At 70.7% G+C, this 6,642-nt stretch carries 6 protein-coding genes; 5 read left to right on the forward strand and 1 reads right to left on the reverse strand.

Annotated features, from left to right (window positions below; genetic code table 11):
- From AOK18_RS22135 to AOK18_RS22150, 4 genes are all read left to right on the forward strand, one after another.
- On the forward strand, positions 1-646 hold a 646-nt coding region (locus AOK18_RS22135; RefSeq protein ID WP_055695481.1), incomplete at its 5' end, for an IclR family transcriptional regulator.
- 22 nt (positions 647-668) lie between these two features.
- Positions 669-1,088: a RidA family protein gene (locus tag AOK18_RS22140; protein WP_055571477.1), complete on the forward strand. Its 420-nt coding sequence runs from the start codon at positions 669-671 to the stop codon at positions 1,086-1,088.
- A gap of 227 nt (positions 1,089-1,315) precedes the next feature.
- Positions 1,316-2,803, forward strand: coding sequence for a GntP family permease (locus AOK18_RS22145; RefSeq protein ID WP_055571478.1), 1,488 nt, complete (start codon positions 1,316-1,318; stop codon positions 2,801-2,803).
- Between the two features lie 130 nt (positions 2,804-2,933).
- On the forward strand, positions 2,934-3,713 hold the full coding sequence (locus tag AOK18_RS22150) for a hypothetical protein (RefSeq protein WP_240503272.1): 780 nt from the start codon (positions 2,934-2,936) through the stop codon (positions 3,711-3,713).
- Positions 3,714-3,753: 40 nt separating this feature from the next.
- On the opposite strand, the gene AOK18_RS22155 is transcribed toward AOK18_RS22150, so the two are convergent.
- Complete coding sequence (locus AOK18_RS22155; RefSeq protein ID WP_055695482.1) at positions 3,754-5,097, reverse strand: M14 family metallopeptidase; 1,344 nt, start codon at positions 5,095-5,097, stop codon at positions 3,754-3,756.
- A gap of 185 nt (positions 5,098-5,282) precedes the next feature.
- On the opposite strand from AOK18_RS22155, the gene AOK18_RS22160 reads away from it, so the two are divergent.
- Entirely contained in the window at positions 5,283-6,614 is a 1,332-nt protein-coding gene (locus tag AOK18_RS22160) for an Nramp family divalent metal transporter (RefSeq protein ID WP_055571481.1), read from the forward strand.
- Positions 6,615-6,642: the final 28 nt, after the last annotated feature.

A 6,642-nucleotide genomic window follows, 5' to 3' on the forward strand; every position in this document is an offset into this window, starting at 1 on the left:
GCTGCTGCGCACCCTGCACGAGCACGGACTCGTCTACCGCCAGTCCGACCAGCGCTACCGGCTCGGTGCCCGCCTCTTCGCCCTCGCCCAGGAGGCGATGGAGAACCTCGACGTCCGCGAGATCGCCCACGCCCACCTCGTCCGCCTCAACGAGCAGTGCGGCCACACCGTGCACCTCGCCGTCCACGAGGAGAACGAGGTCCTCTACATCGACAAGGTGGAGAGCCGCTACCCGGTCCGCATGTACTCGCGGATCGGCAAGCCCGTCGCCCTCACCGTCGCCGCCGTGGCCAAGCTGCTCCTGGCCGACCTGCCCGAACACGAGCGCCGCGCCCTCGCGGAGAAGCTCGACTACCCCCTGTACACGCCCCGTTCGACACCGGGCCCGGCCGCGTTCCTGCGCGAGCTGGAGAAGGTGCGCGAACAGGGCTGGGCCACCGACCTCGGTGGCCACGAGGAGTCCATCAACTGCGTCGCCGCGCCGATCCGCGGCGCCGACGGCCGGGTGGTCGCCGCGATGTCGGTCTCCGCGCCGAACGTCGTCGTCACCGCCGACGAACTCCTCACCCTGCTCCCGCTGGTCCGCCGCACCGCGGACGCGATCAGCGGCGAGTACTCCGGCCGGACCCCGGCAGAACTCCCGTGACTCCAGCGAAGGACCGCCCCGCATGACCGAGAAAACCGAGAAGGTCGCCCTCACCCCGAGCACGCACACCGCCCCGCCCGCGAAGTTCTCCCACGGCGTGCGCAAGGGCAACATCCTCCAGGTCGCCGGCCAGGTCGGGTTCCTCCCCGCCGAGGAGGGCGGGGCGCCCACGCCCGCCGGCCCCACCCTGCGCGAGCAGACCCTCCAGACCCTCGCCAACGTCAAGGCGATCCTCGAAGAGGGCGGCGCCACCTGGGACGACGTGATGATGATCCGCGTCTACCTCACCGACGTGGACCACTTCGCCGAGATGAACGCCCTCTACAACACCTACTTCGAGGAGCAGGGCCTCACCCAGCCGCCCGCCGCGCGCACGACCGTCTACGTCGGCCTGCCCGCGGGACTCCTCATCGAGATCGACGCACTGGCCGTACTGGGCTGACGCGCACTCACCCCTTCCCCGGGGCCTGCCCGGCGGATCACGCCGCGGACGCGGGGCCGGCACGTCCGGCCGGACGGATGCCGCCATCACCCCGACCCGGTCCGCCGGACAGGCCCCGACCCCCTCACACCCCCGTGTGCCACGGCACGGCGTCCGCCACCCCTGTGACGCCGTGCCGCGATCCCCCATGCCCGAAAGCCGTATGTGCTTAAGCAGAGGACCCCCGAATGTCCCACCCGTCCCTTCCGCTCGCCGCCGACGCCGCGGCCGAGACACCACCGCACACCGGAGGGCTGCTCCTCCTCGTCGACGGCACCGCCGGTCTGCTGACCGTCGCCGCCCTCGGCATCGCGCTGCTCCTCTTCCTGATCATCAAGGTGCGGCTCCAGCCGTTCGTCGCGCTGCTCGGCGTCTCCATAGCCGTCGGCCTGATGGCCGGCCTGTCGGTCACCGAACTCTTCGGCACGGTCCAGCGCTCGGACGCGGTGTCCACCATCGAGTCCGGCATGGGCGGCATCCTCGGCCACGTCGCGATCATCATCGGCCTCGGCACCATGCTCGGCGCGATCCTCGAGGTCAGCGGCGGCGCCGCGGTCCTGGCGTCGCGGCTGCTCGGCCTGTTCGGCGAGAAGCGGGCCCCGCTCGCCATGGGCCTCACCGGCCTGATCTTCGGCATCCCGGTCTTCTTCGACGTCGGCATCTTCGTCCTCGCGCCGATCGTCTACGCCGCCGCCAAGCGCTCCGGCAAGTCGATCCTGCTCTACTGCCTGCCCCTGCTCGCCGGCCTGTCCGTCACCCACGCCTTCCTGCCCCCGCACCCCGGCCCGGTCGCCGCCGCCGGACTGCTCGACGTCGACCTCGGCTGGGTCATCCTCATGGGCGTGGTCACCGGCCTCCCGGCCGTCGTCGCCGCCTGGGTCTACTCCGCCTGGATCGGCCGGCGGATCTTCGTCGCCGTCCCGCAGGACATGGTCGAGGCCGCCGAGGAGTCCCGCCGGGCCGTCCTCGACGAGCAGCGCGCCGCGGGCGTGGAACCGCGTGAGACGCCCGTGCCGCTCGGCACCGTCCTCGGCATCATCGGCACGCCGCTCCTGCTGATCCTCGCCTCGACGTTCTCCTCGATCGCCCTGGAGGAGTCCACGCTGCGCTCGGTCGTCGAGTTCTTCGGCCACCCGTTCGTCGCGCTCACCATCGCCCTGTTCATGGCGTACTACCTGCTCGGCATCCGCCGCGGCTGGTCCCGCAAGTCCCTGGAGACCGTCTCGACGGCCTCGCTGAAGCCGGTCGGCAACATCCTGCTGGTCGTCGGCGCCGGCGGTGTCTTCGGCGCGGTCCTCAAGGGGAGCGGCGTCGCCCAGGCGCTGTCCGACACGTTCAACGACGTCGGCCTGCCGGTGATCGTCCTGTCGTACCTGATCTCCGTGGTGCTCCGGGTGGCGCAGGGCTCGGCGACGGTGGCGATCGTCACGACGGCGGGCATCGTCGCCCCGCTGCTGTCCGAGGGGGACCACTCGCAGGCGTTCGTGGCACTGGTCATCATGGCCATCTCCGCGGGCTCCATCTTCGCCTCGCACGTCAACGACGGCGGGTTCTGGATGGTCGCCAAGTACTTCGGCATCAGCGAGCGGGACACGCTGAAGACCTGGACGGTGCTGGAGAGCGTCCTGTCGGTCGCGGGCTTCGCGGTCGCGGCGGTGCTCAGCCTGTTCGTCTGACGCCGCGTCCGCCTCGCCCCGTGTGATCATCGTCCGATTCATACGGACGGCGGGACGCATGTAGGCGTCTGATAACGAAGTGAGGGGCTGGCTGTGCTCCACACGGGATCGTCCACCATACTCATCCGGTGTGGAGCAGCGCATAGGTTCGAGCAGCCAGCCCCAGCCCCTGGAAGGCGCCGGATTCGACCCGGCCTTCATTCCCGGGCTCACCGCACCCGTGTCCGGCACGTCCGACCGCGAGGCGGACGTGAAGGACGCGAAGGGCTCGAAGGGCGAGGAGGAGCCGCGGGACGCGGTGCCGGAGCCGGAGGCGGCGACCTCACCGGAGAAGCCCGGGACTTCCGGTACCGCGGAGGCTTCCGCGGACCCCGGGGCCGCCGGGTCGTCCGAGGGGGAGCCCGCCCCCGACGGCCCCGTCTTCGAGGCGTCCGACCGCCGGGCCGGGATCGTCGTCGATCACAGCGGCGTGCGGCTCCGGCTGGACGACCAGGCGTGCGAGTTCCGCTGGGACGAGATCGGCGCGGTGGAGACGGAGACCGCCCGCTTCGGCAAGCGGTACACGGTCACCGTCCACACCACGGAAGGCCGTTGGTACCCGATCGAGATCGAGGCCCCGTCCCGCGGCCGCTTCGCCGCGTGGGACATGGAACTGGACGCGGTCCTGGACGCCTACTTCGACGACGGGACGTCCGAGGCGGAGACGTCCGGGGCGGAGACGTCCGGGGCGGAGACGTCCGGGGCGGAGACGTCCGGGGCGTCCGGGGCGGAGGCTCCCGGCACGGACTCGCCCGACGCCGATCCGTCGGACCCGGACGCCGTCACCGGCAAGACCGGATCCGACGCCGGCGCGGACCCGTCCGACGACGACGCGGACAAGCCCGGGCCGGACGCCGGCCCCGCGGTCTAGGCGCCGCGGGGGCTCCTCGCGACGGGCGGCGGCGGTACCGCTAACTGCAGTACTGCGCCGCCTTCCCGATGGAGCGGTACATGCAGTCCGCGTTCTCCAGGAGCTGCAGGACGGCGTCCCGGTTGCGGGACGTCTCCCGTTCGATGACCTCGTCGGGCGGGTAGAAGCCGCCGCCCGAGGAGGACCTCGGGTACATCTCGTAGGTGTAGCCGAAGATCTTGTGCGTGCCCCACAGGTAGTCGTCGATCGACCCGTCCGTGATGTACAGGTCGCTGGACTGCTGGGCCGTGTAGCCGTTGCTCGCCGCCATCTTCTGGCCGACGGTCCGGAAGGCGGCCTGGTCGTCGGCCGTCATCCCGGTCGTGGTGTCGGAGTAGGTGTAGCCGAACGGCCACAGCACCAGCTCGCTGTACGTGTGGAAGTCGACGCCCGCCTTGATCTGCTGCACCCCGCCCACGACCCGGCTGCGCACGAAGTCGGCGACGACCTTCACCTCGGGCGCGGACTCGGGAGCCGAACCCCGGTAGGTCTCGGAGGAGGTGGAGCCGGAGGAGCCGTTGCAGCAGCCCCAGCGGTAGTTCCAGTTGCGGTTCAGGTCGGTGCCGACATACGACGAACCGGAGTTGGGCTGGCGGTTCTTGCGCCAGGAACGGTAGGAGCCGGTGGCGATGTCGTACTCGCCGCCGTCCGGGTTGAGGTCGGGGACGATCCAGATCTCCCGGCCGTTGACCATGTTGGTGATCCGCGAGTCGCTGCCGTAGCCGGCGCCGAACTCGCGCAGCAGGTACAGCGCCATCTCCACGGTCAGGTGCTCGCGCGCGTGCTGGTGGTGGGTGAACAGGACCTCGGGTTCGTTCTCGTCCGCCGTCACGTTGTCGCTGATCTTGATGGCGACGATGTCCCGGCCCTGGTAGGACCGGCCGATCACCCGCTTGCTCATGATGTTCGGGTACGCCGCCAGCCGCTGGTCGATCTCCGCGTTCATCTCGGCGTAGTTGTGGTAGCGGGAGTCGGCCGAGGGGAAGTCGAACAGGCGGACGTCGCCGGCGGAGGAGCGGTCGGGGGCCGAACCCAACGGCGTGACCTCGTACCCCTGCCGGCGCAGGGTGCGGATCTGTTCCGCGCGGCCGGAGACGACCACCGTCTCCTCGTCGGCCTCGTCCACGGTGACCCCGGACCGCTGGATCGCCGTACGGGTCACGGGAGTCGTGTGCTGGTGGATCTCGTACTGGCGGATGTCGTCGGCCGACGGCGCGGCCCGTTCCGCGCTGTCGGCGCCGGCCTCCGTGGCCGTCATCGACACGGGCGCGGCGAGGGCCAGGGCGAGGAGCGCGGCGAGCACGGCGGAGCGTCCGCCGCGTCTGCCGCGGGTGCGAAGTCGCATGAAGTGTCCTTGTGGGAGGTGGGGTTGCTCATGGCGACGTGCGTGGTGCGGTGCCGTCATCGTCCGCGCGTGTCATGATCAGGTCAATATCGCCTCCGGGGGCGGCGTCCGCGTCCCCGCGCGTCCGGTGGGGATCCCGGCACGCCCTCTTGCCCGACGGGCACCCATCCGCTTTCTTGGCCCTCATGGCGGACACCACGGGAAACACCCAGGACACCGGAGCCCCACCCGACGCCGGCTCCGGCCCTCAGCCCCGCAAGTCCAGTTGGAGGTACATCGGCCCCGGCATCGTCGTCGCCGCGACGGGAGTGGGCGCCGGCGACCTGGTCGCCACCCTCGTCGCCGGCAGCAGCTTCGGCTACACCCTCCTGTGGGCGGCGGTCATCGGATGCCTGGTGAAGATCTCCCTCGCCGAGGCGGCGGGCCGCTGGCACCTGGCCACCGGCCGCACCCTGTTCGACGGCTGGGCGAGCCTGGGCCGCTGGACCACGTACTTCTTCGGCTTCTACGTCGTCGTCTGGGGCTTCGTCTACGGAGCGGCGGCGATGTCGTCGAGCGCGCTGCCCCTGCAGGCCCTCTTCCCGGACGTGATGGACCTCGAATGGTGGGGCATCGCCTGTGCCCTGGTGGGTCTGGCCTTCGTCTGGTTCAACCGGTACGCGGTCTTCGAGAAGGTCATGACGGTCCTGGTGGGCGTCATGTTCGCGGTGACCGTCTACCTGGCGGTCAGGGTGGCCCCGAACCTGGGGGACGCCTTCGCCGGGCTGCTCCCGGTCCTTCCCGACGCGGACGACTCGGTCCTCTACACCCTGGGCCTGATCGGCGGCGTCGGCGGCACGATCACGCTGGCCGCGTACGGCTACTGGGTCAACGCCAAGGGCTGGACCGACACGGGGTGGATGAAGGTGATGCGCCTCGACAACCGCGTCGCGTACGTCACCACCGGCGTCTTCGTCGTCGCGATGCTCTTCGTCGGCGCCGAACTCCTGCACTCGGCGGGGCTCGCGCTGGAGAAGGGCGACCAGGGCCTGGTGCAGCTGAGCGACGTCCTGGAGGACAGGTACGGCACCGCGACGGCGAAGTTCTTCCTGATCGGCTTCTTCGCCACGTCGTTCACGTCGCTGATCGGCGTGTGGCACGGAGTGAGCCTGATGTTCGCCGACTTCGTGGCGCGCGGCCGGAAGAAGGTGAAGGTGTCGACGGGCGAGGCCATCGCCTCCGGCCGCCCGGAGAAGTCCTGGCCGTTCCGCGCCTACCTGCTGTGGCTGACCTTCCCGCCCATGGTCCTCCTCTTCGAGGGCCAGCCCTTCCGCCTGATCATCCTCTACGGCGTCCTGGGCGCCGCCTTCATGCCCTTCCTCGCCCTCACCCTGCTCTGGCTCCTCAACTCCGCCCGCACCCCCCGCGCATGGCGCAACGGCATCCTCAGCAACGGCATGCTCGTCGTCGCGGGCCTCCTCTTCCTGGTCCTGTGCGTCAAGCAGGTCTGGGACCAGCCCTGGTCGGAGTTCTTCTAGGAGCCGGGCCGGGCCGGCGCCGGCCCGG

Origin of the sequence: Streptomyces prasinopilosus (assembly GCF_001419695.1) — a bacterium.
In the GTDB taxonomy this organism is placed as follows: Bacteria; Actinomycetota; Actinomycetes; order Streptomycetales; family Streptomycetaceae; genus Streptomyces; species Streptomyces prasinopilosus.